This window comes from Plantibacter sp. MDV22-iso1 (assembly GCF_058408345.1).
In genome coordinates this window covers 474,071-490,041 of record NZ_JBZVDY010000001.1, presented here as the reverse complement: position 1 = coordinate 490,041, position 15,971 = coordinate 474,071, and the positions used below count along the sequence as shown (strand labels likewise).

Genomic DNA, 15,971 nt, shown 5'->3' with positions numbered 1-15,971 from the left:
TTCCCTGTGTACCACCTTCGGGGGTCGTGCGGTCAGCTAGCGCTCCTGACGTAGCCAATCGTTATCTCGGTGCGATACGCTACTCCGCCGACTCGTGGCGCGGAATGAACGTTCGGTGAAGCCTGCTCCGAATGAGACGATTGCAGCATGACTGCAACGCTCGTGGCCCAAGGCCTGGCCGGAGGACACGGCCACCGCACCCTGTTCGACGGCCTCGACCTGACGGTGGTGCCGGGGGACGTCATCGGGGTCGTCGGGATGAACGGCGCGGGGAAGTCGACGCTGCTGCACCTCCTCGGCGGCTCGCTCGAACCGCAGGCCGGCACGATCGCGCTGTCGCCCTCCGACGCCTTCGTGGGCGCGCTCCCGCAAGAACACGAGCGCGTCGTCGGCGAGAGCGTCGCCGCCTACATCGCCCGGCGCACCGGCTGTGCTGCGGCGACCGAGGCGATGGACGCGGCCGCCGCAGCGCTCGCCGAACCCCCGCAGGCAGGCGCGGACCCCGCGGACGTCTACTCCGCCGCCCTCGACCGCTGGTTGGCGAGCGGCGCGGCCGATCTCGAGGAGCGGATCCCCGCTGTCCTCGCCGACCTCGGGCTGGACCTCGACGCGGATGTCACGACCACGATGATGACCTCACTGTCCGGTGGGCAGGCCGCTCGCGTCGGATTGGCGGCGCTGCTGCTGTCGCGATTCGACATCGTCCTCCTCGACGAACCGACCAACGACCTCGACCTCGACGGTCTGGAGCGGCTCGAACGCTTCGTGCAGGGATTGCGCGGGGGTGTGGTGCTCGTCAGCCACGACCGTGAGTTCCTCGCCCGCTGCGTCACGCGCGTCCTCGAACTCGACCTCGCGCAGCAGAGCAACCGCGTCTTCGGGGGCGGGTACGAGGCCTACCTCGAGGAGCGCGAGGTCGCCAGGCGGCACGCCCGCGACGCCTACGACGAGTTCGCCGACAAGAAGGCCGACCTCATCGGTCGTGCCCGGGTGCAGCGGGAGTGGTCCAGCCAGGGCGTGCGGAACGCGATGAAGAAGGCACCCGACAACGACAAGATCCGACGGAAGGCCTCGGCGGAGTCCTCGGAGAAGCAGGCTCAGAAGGTCCGGCAGATGGAGAGCCGCATCGCCCGGCTGGACGAGGTGGAGGAACCGCGCAAGGAGTGGCAGCTGCAGTTCACGATCGGCAGCGCACCGCGCTCGAGCACGGTCGTCGCGACGCTGTCCGATGCCGTCGTCCGGCAGGGCGACTTCCAGCTCGGCCCCGTGTCCCTCCAGGTGAACGTGGGCGATCGCGTCGGCATCACGGGGCCCAACGGTGCCGGCAAGTCCACCCTGCTCGCGACGCTGCTCGGTCGCCGTGAACCCGATGCGGGCAGCGCGAGCCTCGGCTCCAGTGTGCGGATCGGCGAGATCGACCAGGCCCGCTCGCTGCTCGTCGGCTCGGAGCCGCTCGCCGACCGCTTCGAGGCGATCGTGCCCGACCTCAGTCCGGGAGAGGTCAGGACGCTGCTGGCGAAGTTCGGGTTGAAGGCCGACCACGTGAACCGGCCCGTCGACGAGCTGTCGCCGGGGGAGCGCACCCGCGCCGGGCTCGCGGTGCTCCAAGCCACCGGGATCAACCTGCTGGTCTTGGACGAGCCGACGAACCACCTCGACCTCGCCGCCATCGAACAGCTCGAGGAGGCGCTCGAGAGCTACGACGGAACACTCCTGCTCGTCACCCACGACCGCCGCATGCTCGACACCGTTCGGATCGAACGGCGGTGGGTCGTCGAGGCCGGCCAGGTCACCGAGCGCTAGCGGTGATCGTCATCCGGGCCGTCGGTGGAGACCCTCGCCGTACATGAGCGAGGACCCCGCGGCGTTCGCCAGGCGGGGTCCTCGTCGTTCAGGGGGCGCGTCAGTCGCGCAGCTGCTCCTTGTAGTCGTTCTTCGCCTCGGTGGTGTCGCGCTCGGCCTCGGCCTTCTTCACGTCGGCCTCCGCCTGCTTCACCTTGGCGTCGGCCTTGGCCTCGTCCAGCTTGTCGCTGATGCGCTCCTTGGTGTCGTCGACGGCCTCGCCGATCTTCTTGCCCGTCGCCTCAGCAGCGTCCTTGGCGTTGTCCAGGAATCCCATCGTCAACTCCGTCTCTGATCCCGACTGTCGGTCACGGTTCCAGCCTCACGGACCGATGCCTGCGCGGCAACCACTTGTGTTCCGCTGCGTCGGCGGCTAGAGCGTGCGACGGCCCGTCAGGGGGCTGGGGCGCCACCGTCGGTCGGGGTCGCGTGCGGCAGCCAGTCCTTGAGGATGACCTCCTCCGGGTCGACCAGACGCTCCGTGTGGAGGTCGTACTCCGGGTCTCGCTCGGCGAGGAACCGGGTGACGGCGTCAGCGTCCTCATTGTCGTGTCGACGTCGTGCGCGGTCTGCCGCGTCCTGCTCGGTGCTCATGGATCCCACCGTAGCCCAGCCTCCGACGGTGGGCACCGTCAGACACCCGGCATCAGACACCCGGCATCGGGCACCCGGCACCGAGCGCGCGGCCGGATCCGTCCGGTCGGTCGTCGTGGGGTTCAGCGGAGACCCGCGACGGCCTCCACCGAGGCGACGACGGCGCTCGCCGTCCGGTCCAGATCGGCCGCGGTGACGGCGGCGGTCCAACTGAAGCGCACAGCGGTCTGCGCGACCTCCGGAGCGATGCCGATCGCGAGGAGGACCGGCGACGGCTCGTCGCTGCCGGCGGCGCACGCGGAGCCGCTCGAGGAGACGACGCCGCGCCGTTCGAGTTCGAGGAGGACCGCCTCGCCCGAGGTCCAGGGGAACACGAACGACGCGATACCCGGCAGCCGTCGTTCGGGGTGGCCCGTCAACCGAGCGCGCGGGACCTCGTTCAGGACCCTCGCGATGAACTCGTCATGCAACCCACTGACACGGTCGACCGCTTCCACCCGATCACGCTCGGCGAGCTCCAGCGCCGTCGCGAGCCCGACGGCGGCGGCCACCTGTTCGGTCCCGCTCCGGCGCCCGCGTTCCTGCCCGCCACCGTGCAGGAGCGGTTCCAGGGGCAGCGACCCGCGAACGGCGAGCAGTCCGACCCCCTTCGGCGCCCCGAGCTTGTGACCGGCGAGGCTCAGCGCGTCCACGCCGAGGCGGTCGAGTCCGAGGGGAAGCCACCCTGCCGCCTGCACGGCGTCGGTGTGGAACGGGACGCCTGCGGCGCGCGTGACGGCCCCGAGCGCCGACAGGTCCTGGACCGTGCCGATCTCGTTGTTGGCCGCCATCACCGAGACGAGCACCGTGTCCGGCCGGAGTGCCGCGGCGAGTTCGGCCGGGTCGACCAGGCCGGTCCCGTCCACCGGGAGGATGGTCGCCTCGACCCCGTGGAACCGCCTGAGGTATGCGACCGATTCCGCGACCGCCTCGTGCTCGATCGGCGAGGTGACGACATGGCGTCCGCGTTCGAGGGCCGCCAGAGTGATGCCCTTGACCGCGAGGTTGTCCGCTTCGGTGCCACCCGAGGTGAACACCACGTCGCCAGGTCGGACGCCCAGCACGGTCGCGACGCGTCGCCGGGCGTCCCGTAACGCTCCGGCCGCCGCCTCGCCGACGGTGTGATGGCTCGACGGGTTGCCGAAGGTGCTCGTCAGGTACGGCCACATCGCCTCGAGCACCTCGGGGCGCACCGGCGTCGTCGCCGCGTTGTCGAGGTAGAGCATCTCAGTCGACCGAGACGTCGAGTCCGAGGTCGAGGGAGCGGACACTGTGCGTGAGGGCACCGGAGGAGATGACGTCCACACCGGTCTCCGCGATGGCCCGCACCGTCGACAGCGTCACGTTCCCGCTCGCCTCCACGATGGCGCGGCCGGCGATCAGCGCGACGCCCTCGCGGAGCTCGTCGACGGTGAAGTTGTCGAGCATGATCGTGTCGACGCCCGCCGCGAGTACCGCCTCGATCTGGTCCAGGCGGTCGACCTCGACCTCGATGGTCGTCGTGTGCGGGAGCTCCTCGCGGGCCCGCAGCAGCGCCTCGGTGACCGTCAGCCCGCGCTCGAGGAGGACCGCCAGGTGGTTGTCCTTGACCATGACGGCGTCGGAGAGCGAATGGCGGTGGTTGTGTCCGCCGCCCGATCGCACCGCATGGCGCTCGAAGACGCGCAGGCCCGGGGTCGTCTTCCGGGTGTCGACGATGCGGGCGCGGGTGTCCGACACGGCGTCGACGTAGGCCGCGGTGATGGTCGCGATGCCGCTCATCCGCTGGACGAAGTTCAGGGCGACGCGCTCGGCGGTCAGGACGGCACGCGCCGGACCCGACACCATGGCGATGGTGTCGCCCGCGGCGAACCGTTCGCCGTCGGCGACGAGGAACGCGACCGTGATGCGTGGGTCGGTCAGTCGGAACGCCGCTTCGAACACGGCCGAGCCGCTGAAGACGCCCGCCTCTCGAGCGGCCAGGGAGGCCGAGGCCGTGGCGTCCTCCGGGATGAGGGTCGCCGCCGTGAGGTCACCCCACGGGGCGTCCTCGACGAGTGCCGCGGTGACGGTGGTGTCGATGAGGTGTGGGGTCAGCATGGTGCGAGCACGGTTCCGTTCACGGATGGGTGGGTGGTGGGCTGGGACGCGGCGGCCCAGGTGGCGAGGACGATCGCGATGGGCGACGCCTGATCGGGATCGACACCGGGATGGTCGTCCCTGGCGTGGGCACCGCGCGATTCGGTGCGGGCGAGGGCAGCGGCGGCCACGGCCCGGGCGAGCAGCAGGAGGTTGCGGTCCTCGGCGGCTCCGACTGACCGCGGTGCGGTGACGACGTCGTCGAGTTCGGTCGACCACCGGTCCAGGGTCCGGCGCGCGAGCTCGAGACCACGCGCGTCGCGGACCAGCCCGGCGTCCCGCCACATCACGGTGTGGAGCGCCGATCGGCTGAAGGGCTCGACGGGATCCGCCGGGAGCCCGGGGTCGCCTTCGGCCGCGCGGGGATCCAGGACGACCCGCTGACCGCCGAGCCTCGGGCGACCGGCGATCGGACCCGGTGCCGCATCGATCGCCGCGACGGCGCGGGCCGCGAAGACGGCACCCTCGAGGAGCGAGTTGGAGGCGAGGCGGTTGGCCCCGTGGACGCCTGTGCGTGCGACCTCGCCCACGGCGAGTAGCCCGGGCAGGGTGGTCCGGCCGTCGAGGTCCGTGGCGATGCCGCCCATCCAATAATGTGCGGCCGGGGCGACGGCGACCGGTGAGCGCGACCAGTCCACGCCGGAGGCTCGGAGGTGCTCGTCGATCCCCGGGAACCGCGCGGCGAGGCGGTCCGCACCGAGCGCGGTCGCGTCGAGTGTCACCGGGGCACCGCCCTGCGCGGCCATGGCTCGGGCGATCCCGCGGGCGACCACGTCGCGTGGTGCGAGCTCGGCGTCGGGGTGGAGCGCCCGCATGAAGCGTTCTCCGCTCGCGTCACGGAGGACGGCCCCCTCGCCCCGGACGGCCTCGGAGACGAGGAAGCTTCCGGGGGCGGCGAGCGCGGTCGGGTGGAACTGGACGAATTCCACGTCGGCCAGCGCCGCTCCGGCACGGAGTGCTGCAGCGGCGCCGTCACCCGTCGCCACCGCCGGGTTGGTCGTGAACGGGTAGAGCTGTCCGACACCGCCGGTGGCGAGGATCACCTGGTCGGCGTCGACGGCGAACGCACCGCGCTCGGAGGACCGGAGGTGCGCACCGGTGACCGTCCCTGCCGTGACCACCAGGTCGACGAGGACGGTGTGCTCCAGCACGGTGACCCGCCGGGTTGCGAGCGTCTCGACGAGCGCCGTCTCGATCGCCGCGCCGGTCGCATCGCCGCCGGCGTGCAGCACCCGGGGGTAGGAGTGGGCCGCTTCGAGGCCCTTCGCGAAGGCGTCGCCGTCGCGGTCGAACGCCACACCGAAGGCGATGAGCTCGCGGATCCGTTCGGGCCCCTCGGTGCAGAGCACCCGGACGGCCTCCTCGTCGCACAGCCCCGCTCCGGCCAGCAGCGTGTCCCGGACGTGGTCCTCGACGCGGTCGTCGTCGAACATGACCCCGGCGATCCCGCCCTGCGCGTAGCGCGTGTTGCTCTGGCCGAGGACGTCCTTGGTGACGACCACCACGTCGTGCCGTTCGCTCGCGCGGATCGCGGCCACGAGACCGGCGATCCCGCTCCCGACCACGAGCACCGTCGCCATGTCAGCCGGCCTGGGTTCCGGCGGCAACGGGCGGCTTCGCGGCGAGCATGCGCTCGAGCGACAGCCGCGCCGGGACGGCCACGTCGTCGGACACGGTGATGCGGTTGAGCACCTCGCCCGCGACGAGTCCCTCGAGCACCCAGGCCAGGTAGCCGGGGTGGATGCGGTACATCGTCGAGCAGGGGCAGATCACGTCGTCGAGGCAGAAGATCGTGTGCTGCGGGTACTGCGCGGCGAGGCGCTGCACCATGTTGATCTCGGTGCCGATCGCGAACGTGGTGCCGTCGGGTGCCGCCGCGATGGCCTTCTGGATGTAGTCCGTCGATCCCGCTTCGTCTGCCGCGTCGACGACCGCCGTCGGGCACTCGGGGTGCACGATGACCCGGACGCCGGGGTGCTGCGCCCGGGCGCGGTCGATCTGATCGACGGTGAACCGCTTGTGCACCGAGCAGAAGCCGTGCCACAGGATGACCTCGGCCTGCTCGAGGTCGGTCGCCTCGTTCCCGCCGAGCGGGCGGTTCGGGTTCCACATCGGCATGTGCTCGAGTGGCACCCCCAGCTTCTTGGCGGTGTTCCGACCCAGGTGCTGATCCGGGAAGAACAGCACCCGCTGTCCCCGCTCGAAGGCCCACCGCAAGACCGTCTCCGCGTTGCTGGACGTGCAGACGATCCCGCCGTGCCGACCGCAGAAGCCCTTGAGCGCCGCCGAGGAGTTCATGTAGGTGACGGGGATGACCGGTACCCGGCCGTCGGCGTCCGGCTCGGTCCCGTAGAGCGCCTCAAGGGCCTCCCACGCCTCCTCGACCTGGTCGATGTCCGCCATGTCGGCCATCGAGCATCCGGCGGCGAGGTTCGGGAGGATCACTGCCTGCTTGGGACCGGACAGCAGGTCGGCGGTCTCGGCCATGAAGTGCACGCCGCAGAACACGATCGCCTCGGCCTCGGTGCGGGCCTTGGCCGCGTTCGCGAGCTGGAAGGAGTCGCCGATGTAGTCGGCGTGCTGGACCACCTCGTCGCGCTGGTAGAAGTGTCCGAGGATCACGACGCGGTCTCCGAGCGTCTGCTTCGCGGCCACGATGCGGCGGTGGAGCTCATCGTTCGAGGCGTCGCGGTAGGCGGCCGGGAGCTGGCCTTGCCGAGGCGAACCGGTCGGGATGACGTCGCCCATCGACGCTCCAGGGCCGTAGCTCGGCGGTTGCAGGTCAAACACCCAGGGCCCGGCCGCGAGTTCGGGCGCACAGGTCGCGCCGTCGGACGCACCCTCGGTGATCTGCTGGATGGTGTCGTCGACGGATGCGGTGATGGTCATGCTGGCTCCTCGGACTGCTGACGGGTGGTGGTCGGGGTGGACGTCGTGGGCCTGCGGCTCGTCGACCGGCCGGGCGACGGGGTCTCCGGTCGGTTGACGGGCTAGGTCCACCGGTAGAGCCGCGCCGGGCGGTGGCGCCCACCGGTGCGGAGTTCGTCGGTCTGCAGGACGAGACCGGAGGACTCGACCTGGCGTCGGAAGTTCGCGGGGTCGAGTTGCTTCTGCAACACCGCCTCGTGCACCTCCCGGAGTTCGGAGAGGGTGAAGGTCTCCCCGAGGAAGGCGTGCGCGATGTGGCTGTACTCCAGCTTGTTGCGGAGCCGCCACAGGGCGTACTCGACGATGTCGCGGTGGTCGAACGCCAACGGTGGGAGTGCGTCGGCCGGGAACCAGCGGACGTTCTGGCCGAGCCGCGTGCGCTTGGCCTCGTCGGACCCGACGAGCGCCCAGTAGACGATCGAGACGACCCGCTCGGCGGGGGAGCGGTCGAGGTCGCCGAACGCGTAGAGCTGCTCGAGGTACCGCGGACGGAGGGAGGTGGTCGTCTCCAGGGTCGAAGAGGCCGCGTCCGCGAGGGATTCCGCGGCACCGAGCGGGCCACCCGGCAGCGCCCAGAGGCCGTCGTAGGGCTCACGGATGCGCCGGACGAGCGGGAGCCAGATGCCGGGTGCCGGATCGGTCGCGCCGAACCCGTCGTCGGCCCGGAGCGTGAAGATGACGGTCGAGACCGCGAGGCCGACCTGCGGGTCCGTCTGCTCCACGGGGGTCGTCGGTCGCTGCATGGGGGATCTCCGGATTCCGGAGCACCGGCGGCACTTCAGGTAGAAATGACCTGTACTCGATACAGGCTTAGTGTACACCTGACTCGAACAAGGTCCTGCGCCGAGGCGACCACTCGCGATATGCTGGCGGCTCAATCGAACATCGGGCCGCAAACACGATGCGGGAGAGCCGGTACGCCGGCACCGAAGGAGCAAGCCTCCCCGCCAATCTCTCAGGTCCTGTACCGCATCGGACTGGCCACTCTGGAAAGCAGCGCACGTTCGTGGTGCGCTCGCCGACGGTGAAAGCAGTGTCCGCAGCAGCGGCACTCGTGAAGCTCTCAGGCCAATGACAGAGGGGGAGTTCCCAACGGGCACCGTCAGGTGTCCGCAGCGCACCACGCGACCCCGGAGAACTCGTGACCGACCTCGAACGAACCAGCCCGCTCCATGCCGTCCACGAAGCCGCCGGCGCGAGTTTCACGGACTTCGCCGGATGGCAGATGCCGGTGCGGTACTCGAGCGATCTCGCCGAGCACCACGCCGTCCGCACCGCCGCCGGCATCTTCGACATCTCCCACATGGCCGAGATCCAGGTCGTGGGCGACGACGCAGCCGACTTCCTCGACCAGGCGCTCGCGGGCAAGCTGTCCGCCATCGACCTGCTCCAGGCCAAGTACTCCCTGCTGCTGAACGAGGCCGGCGGCATCGTCGACGACCTCGTCGTCTACCGCAACGGCGAGCACGAGTACCTCGTCGTCGCGAACGCGGGCAACCACGACGCCGTCGTCGCAGCGCTCGCCGAGCGGGCCGCGGCGTTCGAGCACGTGGTCGTCATGGACCGCAGCGACGAGATCGCGCTCATCGCCGTCCAGGGGCCCGCCTCCCGCGCCATCCTCCAGGCGACCGAGGGGCTCCACATCCTCGATGAACTGCCCTCCCTCGATGAGGTGAAGTACTACCGCGCGACCGGTGCCTCCTTCGAGAACGGCACGGTCTTCATCGGGCGCACCGGCTACACCGGCGAGGACGGGTTCGAGCTGTACGTCGACGCGGCCGACGCCGTCGAGCTGTGGAACGCCATCGTCGCCGCCGGGACACCGCTCGGGCTGGTCCCGGCCGGCCTCGCCAGTCGCGACACGCTCCGCCTCGAAGCCGGCATGCCGCTCTACGGCCACGAGCTCGGTCCGGACATGCTGCCGGTCCAGGCCGGACTCGGTCGGGTCGTCGCGCTCGGGAAGCACGGCACGTTCGTCGGACGCGACGCCGTCGAGGCGGGCCCGGCCGTCGGCGCACCGGTGCTCGTCGCTCTCATCTCCGAGGGGCGTCGCGCCGGTCGTTCCGGTTACCGCGTCCTCGCCGGCGACACGACGGTCGGCGAGGTGACGAGCGGGGCACTGTCGCCCACCCTCGGGCACCCGATCGCCATGGCCTACGTACACCCCGACCACGCCGAGCCGGGCACCGTGCTCGACATCGACGTCCGCGGCACGCGGATCCCCGCGACCGTCACCACGCTCCCCTTCTATTCGAGAGAGAAGTAACCCATGGCCGACAAGACCACCCTCAAGTACACCGCCGAGCACGAGTGGATCCGCGTCGAGGGCGATCTCGCCGTCATCGGGATCACCGACTACGCCGCCGAGAAGCTCGGTGACGTCGTCTTCGTGGACCTCCCCGCCGTCGGCGCGGCGCTCTCGGCCAGCACCGTGGTCGGCGAGATCGAGTCCACGAAGTCCGTCGGCGAGCTCTTCGCCCCGCTCGACGGCGAGGTCGTCGAGGCCAACGACGCCGTCGTCGACGACCCGTCGCTCGTCAACAGCGACCCGTTCGGTGCCGGCTGGCTCGTCTCCGTCCGGTACGACGCGCTGCCCGACACGCTCCTCAGCTGGGACGACTACGCCGCGCTGGTGGGCGAGTGATGGCGGACCGCTTCGCAGAACGGCACATCGGAACCGACACCGCAGCCCAGGCGACGATGCTCGCCGCCGTCGGGTACGACAGCGTCGACGCCCTGCTCGCCGCGGCCGTCCCGTCCGCGATCACTGCCGCCGAACTCGCCTCGTCGAGCATCCCCGGCGCCGCGACCGAGCGGGCGGCGCTCGCCGAACTCCGAGAGCTCGCCGGCCGCAACACGGTGAACCGGAGCCTCATCGGTCTCGGCTACTTCGACACGATCACGCCGGCGGTCATCAAGCGGAACGTGCTCGAGAACCCCTCCTGGTACACGGCCTACACGCCGTACCAGCCCGAGATCTCGCAGGGCCGCCTCGAGGCGCTCATCAACTTCCAGACGATGGTCGCCGACCTCACCGGTCTCGACACGGCCAACGCCTCGATGCTCGACGAGAGCACCGCGGTCGTCGAGGGCATGCTCCTCGCGCGCCGGGCCTCGAAGCTCGCCGACGCGACGTTCATCGTCGACGCCGACGCGTACCCGCAGACGAAGGCGCTCCTCCGGAGTCGCGCCGAAGCGGTCGGCATCGACCTCGTCGAACTGCCGTTGTCGACCACCTCGCCCGAGGACCTCCCGGCGGCGTTCGGCGTCTTCGTGCAGTACCCCGGCACCTCCGGGCTCGTATGGGACCCGTCGGCGGTCCTCGCGGCGGTCAAGGCGGCCGGCGGCGTGTCGGTCGTCGCGGCCGACCTCCTCGCCCTCACGCTCATCTCCTCGCCCGGTTCCCTCGGCGCGGACATCGCGGTCGGGACGAGCCAGCGCTTCGGTGTGCCGATGGGGTTCGGCGGGCCGCACGCGGGGTACCTCGCGGTCCGCAAGGGCCTCGAACGCCAGATGCCAGGCCGCCTCGTCGGCGTCAGCCAGGACGCGGCGGGTCACCCCGTCTACCGGCTCACGCTCCAGACTCGTGAGCAGCACATCCGCCGCGAGAAGGCCACGAGCAACATCTGCACGGCCCAGGTCCTCTTGGCCGTCATGGCCGCGATGTACGCCGTGTACCACGGGCCCGGCGGGCTCAAGCGGATCGCACAGTCGGTGCACGCGACCACCGCGAGTGCAGCCCGTCTGCTGGAGTCGGCGGGTGTCGAGGTGCTCACGGAGCACTACTTCGACACCCTGCAGGTGCGGGTCGCCGACAGCGCGGCGGTGGTGGCGGGCGCGCACGACCGCGGCCTCCTGCTGTGGGCCGTCGACGAGACGACCGTCTCGATGAGCTTCGACGAGGTGAGCGCGGTCGAGAGCGTCGTCCCGACGCTCGTCGAGGTGCTCACGACCGCTGGGACCGCCACCGTCGGAGAGCCGTCGGCATACGTCTTCGACGAAGGGTCGTCCGCCTCGGCGTTCGGGCCGAGCGCCGTGTCGGAGTACCCGGCCGCGCTCGCCCGCGAGACCGAGTACCTGACGCACCCGGTGTTCAACACGCACCACTCGGAGACCGCCATGATGCGGTACCTCAAGCAGCTGGCCGACCGCGACTACGCGCTCGACCGCGGGATGATCCCGCTCGGTTCGTGCACGATGAAGCTCAACGCCGCCACCGAGATGGAGGCCGTCACCTGGCCCGAGTTCGCCGGGCTGCACCCGTTCGCCCCGCGCGAGGATGTCGCAGGCTCGCTCGAACTCGTCGACCAGCTCGAGACCTGGCTGGCCGAGGTCACCGGTTACGACTCCGTGTCGCTCCAGCCGAACGCCGGCAGCCAGGGTGAGCTCGCCGGTCTCCTCGCCATCCGCGGCTACCACCGCGCGAACGGCGACGAGCAGCGGACGGTCTGCCTCATCCCGTCGAGCGCGCACGGCACGAACGCGGCCTCGGCCGTCCTCGCCGGCATGCGGGTCGTCGTCGTGGCGTGCGACGAGCAGGGCAACGTCGACCTCGACGACCTCCGGGCGAAGATCGAGGCCAACGCCGAGTCCCTCGCGGCGCTCATGATCACCTACCCGTCCACCCACGGCGTGTACGAGCACGAGGTGAAGACGATCACCCAGGCCGTGCACGACGCCGGCGGCCAGGTCTACGTCGACGGCGCGAACCTCAACGCGTTGCTCGGGTACGCGCGGTTCGGGGAGTTCGGCGGCGACGTGTCGCACTTGAACCTGCACAAGACCTTCTGCATCCCGCACGGCGGTGGCGGCCCCGGTGTCGGGCCGGTCGCGGCGAAGGCGCACCTCGCGCCGTTCCTGCCCGGTCACCCGCTGGCGCAGCGCGCCGAGCACCCACTGCTCGGGGGCGGGACGGTCGTGCACGACGGCGGTCCGATCTCGGCGGCGCCCTACGGCAGCCCCAGCATCCTCCCGATCTCGTGGGCCTACGTCCGCATGATGGGTTCGGAGGGGCTCCGCGAGGCGACCGGGGCCGCGGTGCTCGCGGCGAACTACATCGCTGCGCGACTGCGCGACCACTATCCCGTCCTGTACACGGGCGACAGCGACCTCGTGGCGCACGAGTGCATCCTCGACCTCCGTCCGCTCAAGGAGGCGACCGGGATCTCCGTCGACGACGTGGCGAAGCGCCTCGTCGACTACGGCTTCCACGCGCCGACGATGTCGTTCCCCGTCGCGGGGACGCTCATGGTCGAGCCGACCGAGAGCGAGGACCTCACGGAGGTCGACCGCTTCGTCGACGCGATGATCGCGATCAAGGCGGAAGCGGACGCCGTCGCGGCAGGCGAATGGCCTGCCGACGACAACCCGCTCGTCGGGGCGCCGCACACGGCCCAGTCGGTCATCGAGGGGGAGTGGACGCACGCGTATTCGCGCGAGCTCGCCGTCTACCCCGTGCACACGCTCGTGCGCACGAAGTACTGGCCGCCGGTGCGTCGCATCGATCAGGCGTACGGCGACCGCAACCTCGTGTGCGCCTGCCCGCCGCCCGAGGCCTTCGCCTAGCCGGTCCATGAGCACTCCCTCGCCCATTCGTGGGCGAGGGAGTGCTCATTCGCCCACAGATCGGCGAAGGGGTCGTCAGGGCGACGGCGTCGCCGCGAAGATCTCCGGCCACCAGGCCACGGCGAGCGGGAAGCCCGCGAACGAGATGATGTCGATGACCGTGTGTGCCACGACCAGCGGCATCACCCGACCCCAGCGCTTGTAGCACCAGCCGAACGCGATCCCCATGGCAACGTTGCCGAAGAACGGCCCGATGCCCTGGTACAGGTGGTAGCTCCCGCGGAGGACGGCGGTCGACAGGATGATCGTCCACCACCCCCACCCGATCTCGCGGAGCCTGGTGTACAGGTAACCGATGATGATGACCTCCTCCTGGAGGCCGGCGCGGAGTGCGGAGAAGACGAGCATCGGGATCGTCCACCAGTACATGGTGTCGGGGAACGTCGAGACCGCGACCGTGACGCCGAGGGCGCGTCCCAACGCGTACACACCGATGCCGGGGACACCGATCGCGGCGACGAGGAGCAGACCGCCGCCGAGGTCGCGTCCGGGGGAGCGGAGGTCGAGTCCCATCCGCGCGAAGCCGGTGCGTCCGGGCTGCCAGAGCAGGTAGATGACGAGGGCGACCGGCGCGAGCTGGAAGAAGAGCCCGAGGAACTGGTAGCTGAAGTCGAGCCACTCCCGGGTGGCCTGCGTGGTGTTGATCGCCGCAGATTGATCGGAGAGCGGCGGCCCCGCGGTGAGCTTCGCGATGAGCGAGATGATCGAGTACACCGCCGACGCACCGAGGCTCAGCGCGAGCACGATGCCGATCTCCCACCACCGACGGCTGTCTCCGGCGCCCTCGGGGAGGTGAAGTCCCCGCTCGGTGGTGTTCTGCTCGCTCACCGGTCCATTCTGCTGGCTGGTGGCTCCGAGCGCACCGCATAGCATCTGCGCGTCCACTCGGCTGATGACGGGAGCAAAACGGCTTACGATTCGTATCCAGAAGGTGGATGCGACCGCACGAGTTTTGCGATCACGACCGTTCTCGTGCGTGGCAGGCGGGATCCGTGCACGAAAAAGCATCCGTGAGCAACAATCCGTCGATTGGGTTACCGCTGTGTAACGTTTGGCGTCCCAGTTTGCTCGCCGTCCTGCTTCTGCTTATCGTCAGAGTATTCAAAGAGCGATCCAGCGCACACGATGCGCTGGTTTCGCTTGCCCTTTCCCCAAGGAGGAACTGTGAAGTTCAGTCGGTTCGGCTCTGCCGCCGCCATCATCGCAGCCGGGGCTCTCGTCCTCACCGGATGTTCCGGTGGCGGTTCCAGCAGCGAGAGCACCAGCAGCGCATCATCCATCATCACGACCAACGGCTCCGAGCCGGAGTCGGGCCTCATCCCCAGCGACACCAACGAGGTCGGTGGCGGAAAGATCATCGACGAGGTCTTCGCAGGCCTCCGCTACTACGCGGCCGACGGCAAGCCGGTCGACGACCTGGCCGAGTCGATCGACACCGACGACTCGACCACGTTCACGATCAAGATCAAGGCTGATCAGAAGTTCACCAACGGCGACCCCGTCACCTCGGACTCGTTCGTCATGGCTTGGCAGGACGCCGTCGTCAACCTCCGCAAGAACGCCTCGTTCTTCGCGGACGTCGAGGGCTACAACGAGGACGGCCAGCCCCTCACCGGCCTGAGCGTCGTCGACGACACCACCTTCACGGTGAAGCTGTCCGCACCTGCATCCGACTTCCCGCTGCGCCTCGGCTACTCCGCGTTCTACCCGCTGCCCGCTGCAGCGTTCGACGAGGCCGGCAAGGTCACGGACGAGTTCGGCCAGAACCCGATCGGCAACGGCCCGTACAAGGTCGACGGCGACAAGGCGTGGAAGCACAACGAGTCGATCAAGCTCGTCAAGAACGACGAGTACAAGGGTGGCCGCGAAGCCAAGAACGGTGGCCTGACCATCACGTTCTACAAGGACTTCGACAGCGCCTACGCCGACCTGCTGAGCGGCAACCTCGACGTCCTGGACCAGATCCCGGACTCCGCGCTCTCCACCTACCAGGACGACCTGGGCGACCGTGCGGTCAACCAGCCGGCCGCCGTGTTCCAGTCCTTCACGATCCCGTCCCGACTCCCGCACTTCAGCGGTGAAGAGGGCCAGCTGCGTCGTCAGGCGATCTCGTACGCGATCAACCGTGAAGAGATCACCAAGGTCATCTTCAACGGCACCCGCACGCCGGCGACCGACTTCACCTCGCCGGTCATCGACGGCTACTCGAAGGACATCGAGGGTAACGACGTCCTGAAGTACAACGAGAAGAAGGCCAAGGAACTCTGGGCCGAGGCCGACGCCATCTCCCCGTGGGACGGCTCCTTCCAGATCGCGTACAACGCCGACGGGCCGCACCAGGCCTGGGTCGACGCCGTGACCAACGGCATCAAGAACGTCCTGGGCATCGAGTCCTCGGGCGTCCCGGTCGCCGTCTTCGGTGACTTCCGCGCCGGCATCACCAACCGTTCCATCGAGACGGCGTTCCGCTCCGGATGGCAGGCCGACTACCCGGGTCTGTACAACTTCCTCGCTCCGCTCTACGCGACCGGTGCATCCTCGAACGACGGTGACTACTCGAGCCCCGAGTTCGACAAGCTCCTCGCCGAGGGTTCGTCCGAGACCGACCTGGACGCTGCGAACAAGAAGTTCCAGGACGCTCAGGCGGTCCTCTTCAAGGACCTGCCGGCCATCCCGCTCTGGTACCAGAACGTGAGCGGCGGCTTCGGCGAAGGCGTGCAGAACGTCGAGTTCGGTTGGAACTCGGTGCCGCTGTACTACGAGATCACCAAGTAGTCTTGTAGCGGCATAGCTGGGTGGGTCCGGTTCTTCCGGGCCCACCCAGC

13 protein-coding genes and 2 riboswitches are annotated in these 15,971 nt (G+C 69.7%); of the genes, 5 read left to right on the top strand and 8 right to left on the bottom strand.

Annotated features, from left to right (window positions below):
• The first annotated feature begins 147 nt into the window (after window positions 1–147).
• A complete protein-coding gene (locus AC4PMY_RS02305; protein WP_491621903.1) occupies window positions 148–1,803 on the top strand; it encodes an ABC-F family ATP-binding cassette domain-containing protein in 1,656 nt (551 codons plus the stop codon).
• A gap of 100 nt (window positions 1,804–1,903) precedes the next feature.
• On the opposite strand, the gene AC4PMY_RS02300 is transcribed toward AC4PMY_RS02305, so the two are convergent.
• From AC4PMY_RS02300 to AC4PMY_RS02270, 7 genes are all read right to left on the bottom strand, one after another.
• Window positions 1,904–2,119: a hypothetical protein gene (locus AC4PMY_RS02300; protein ID WP_064296430.1), complete on the bottom strand. Its 216-nt coding sequence runs from the start codon at window positions 2,117–2,119 to the stop codon at window positions 1,904–1,906.
• A gap of 116 nt (window positions 2,120–2,235) precedes the next feature.
• Window positions 2,236–2,436, bottom strand: a complete 201-nt coding sequence (locus tag AC4PMY_RS02295) for a hypothetical protein (protein ID WP_064296429.1) — start codon at window positions 2,434–2,436, stop codon at window positions 2,236–2,238.
• A 122-nt stretch (window positions 2,437–2,558) separates the two neighbouring features.
• Window positions 2,559–3,701: a cysteine desulfurase family protein gene (locus AC4PMY_RS02290; protein WP_491621902.1), complete on the bottom strand. Its 1,143-nt coding sequence runs from the start codon at window positions 3,699–3,701 to the stop codon at window positions 2,559–2,561.
• A 1-nt stretch (window position 3,702) separates the two neighbouring features.
• Window positions 3,703–4,554 carry a carboxylating nicotinate-nucleotide diphosphorylase gene (gene nadC, locus AC4PMY_RS02285; protein WP_079002077.1) on the bottom strand — a complete coding sequence of 284 codons (852 nt, stop codon included), beginning with the start codon at window positions 4,552–4,554 and terminating at the stop codon, window positions 3,703–3,705.
• Window positions 4,548–6,173: an L-aspartate oxidase gene (gene nadB, locus AC4PMY_RS02280; protein WP_491621901.1), complete on the bottom strand. Its 1,626-nt coding sequence runs from the start codon at window positions 6,171–6,173 to the stop codon at window positions 4,548–4,550. The genes nadC and nadB overlap by 7 nt, the downstream gene beginning before the upstream one ends.
• A gap of 1 nt (window position 6,174) precedes the next feature.
• The gene (nadA, locus tag AC4PMY_RS02275) at window positions 6,175–7,482 is read right to left on the bottom strand and encodes a quinolinate synthase NadA (RefSeq protein ID WP_491621900.1); all 1,308 of its coding nucleotides are present in this window, start codon (window positions 7,480–7,482) and stop codon (window positions 6,175–6,177) included.
• Between the two features lie 101 nt (window positions 7,483–7,583).
• Complete coding sequence (locus AC4PMY_RS02270; RefSeq protein WP_491621899.1) at window positions 7,584–8,264, bottom strand: NUDIX hydrolase; 681 nt, start codon at window positions 8,262–8,264, stop codon at window positions 7,584–7,586.
• 151 nt (window positions 8,265–8,415) lie between these two features.
• Window positions 8,416–8,501: riboswitch (glycine riboswitch) on the top strand.
• A gap of 1 nt (window position 8,502) precedes the next feature.
• Window positions 8,503–8,606: riboswitch (glycine riboswitch) on the top strand.
• A gap of 56 nt (window positions 8,607–8,662) precedes the next feature.
• On the opposite strand from AC4PMY_RS02270, the gene gcvT reads away from it, so the two are divergent.
• From gcvT to gcvP, 3 genes are read left to right on the top strand one after another with little or no spacing between them, the layout of a single operon-like run.
• Window positions 8,663–9,787: a glycine cleavage system aminomethyltransferase GcvT gene (gcvT, locus tag AC4PMY_RS02265; RefSeq protein WP_491621898.1), complete on the top strand. Its 1,125-nt coding sequence runs from the start codon at window positions 8,663–8,665 to the stop codon at window positions 9,785–9,787.
• 3 nt (window positions 9,788–9,790) lie between these two features.
• Window positions 9,791–10,165: a glycine cleavage system protein GcvH gene (gene gcvH, locus AC4PMY_RS02260; protein WP_064296422.1), complete on the top strand. Its 375-nt coding sequence runs from the start codon at window positions 9,791–9,793 to the stop codon at window positions 10,163–10,165.
• On the top strand, window positions 10,165–13,086 hold the full coding sequence (gene gcvP / locus AC4PMY_RS02255) for an aminomethyl-transferring glycine dehydrogenase (protein WP_491621897.1): 2,922 nt from the start codon (window positions 10,165–10,167) through the stop codon (window positions 13,084–13,086). Before gcvH ends, gcvP begins: the two co-directional genes overlap by 1 nt.
• A gap of 75 nt (window positions 13,087–13,161) precedes the next feature.
• Here the strand turns inward: gcvP and AC4PMY_RS02250 are convergent, their stop codons facing one another.
• Window positions 13,162–13,974: a CPBP family intramembrane glutamic endopeptidase gene (locus tag AC4PMY_RS02250; protein WP_064296420.1), complete on the bottom strand. Its 813-nt coding sequence runs from the start codon at window positions 13,972–13,974 to the stop codon at window positions 13,162–13,164.
• 336 nt (window positions 13,975–14,310) lie between these two features.
• Between AC4PMY_RS02250 and AC4PMY_RS02245 the strand changes: the two genes are divergently transcribed.
• Window positions 14,311–15,921 carry a peptide ABC transporter substrate-binding protein gene (locus tag AC4PMY_RS02245; RefSeq protein WP_231884406.1) on the top strand — a complete coding sequence of 537 codons (1,611 nt, stop codon included), beginning with the start codon at window positions 14,311–14,313 and terminating at the stop codon, window positions 15,919–15,921.
• Window positions 15,922–15,971: the final 50 nt, after the last annotated feature.

Bases quoted from the DNA above. Each gene is read 5' to 3' on its own strand.
- AC4PMY_RS02305 (WP_491621903.1), top strand. From the start codon at position 148: ATGACTGCAACGCTCGTGGCCCAAGGCCTGGCCGGAGGACACGGCCAC.
- AC4PMY_RS02300 (WP_064296430.1), bottom strand. From the start codon at position 2,119: ATGGGATTCCTGGACAACGCCAAGGACGCTGCTGAGGCGACGGGCAAG.
- AC4PMY_RS02295 (WP_064296429.1), bottom strand. From the start codon at position 2,436: ATGAGCACCGAGCAGGACGCGGCAGACCGCGCACGACGTCGACACGAC.
- AC4PMY_RS02290 (WP_491621902.1), bottom strand. From the start codon at position 3,701: ATGCTCTACCTCGACAACGCGGCGACGACGCCGGTGCGCCCCGAGGTG.
- nadC (WP_079002077.1), bottom strand. From the start codon at position 4,554: ATGCTGACCCCACACCTCATCGACACCACCGTCACCGCGGCACTCGTC.
- nadB (WP_491621901.1), bottom strand. From the start codon at position 6,173: ATGGCGACGGTGCTCGTGGTCGGGAGCGGGATCGCCGGTCTCGTGGCC.
- nadA (WP_491621900.1), bottom strand. From the start codon at position 7,482: ATGACCATCACCGCATCCGTCGACGACACCATCCAGCAGATCACCGAG.
- AC4PMY_RS02270 (WP_491621899.1), bottom strand. From the start codon at position 8,264: ATGCAGCGACCGACGACCCCCGTGGAGCAGACGGACCCGCAGGTCGGC.
- gcvH (WP_064296422.1), top strand. From the start codon at position 9,791: ATGGCCGACAAGACCACCCTCAAGTACACCGCCGAGCACGAGTGGATC.
- gcvP (WP_491621897.1), top strand. From the start codon at position 10,165: ATGGCGGACCGCTTCGCAGAACGGCACATCGGAACCGACACCGCAGCC.